We start from the raw sequence: 485 nt of genomic DNA on the forward strand, positions 1-485 counted from the left end.
AATCAACCAGTCTCTTTAGCCAACGACAAAGCAAAACCAGTGCTGACCTTTTCAAGGCACCAAGTTACCAAGAACTCCACCCCGAGTCTGCAGAAACTGAATCAAAATCACAATAAAAACGCTCTTCCGTCTTGGAGGAGCATTTCTTTTTATCAATGAAAATCAAAGAGCAAACTAAGAAACTAGCCTCAGATTAACTGTGAGATTATAGGTAGAGAGGTTGTACCTGCAATATATGACTGTCAAGTTTAGTGGTGTAGATAGTAGAATAAAGATGAGAAGGCATAGAGAGAAGATAAATCACCTTAAGCAGGTATCTGGAAAATTTGATTTTATAGAGAAGCCTTTTGTTACAAATTCAATATACTATCAATAAATAATATCATAGAGGCAACAATAATTATAATTTCACCTATTTGCATAATCCTATTTCGAACTCTAAATATATTTTCTATCAAAAATACTTGAAAAAGACACATTATAGG

It is taken from the genome of Streptococcus sp. (assembly GCF_019414905.1).
Taxonomy (GTDB): domain Bacteria; phylum Bacillota; class Bacilli; order Lactobacillales; family Streptococcaceae; genus Streptococcus.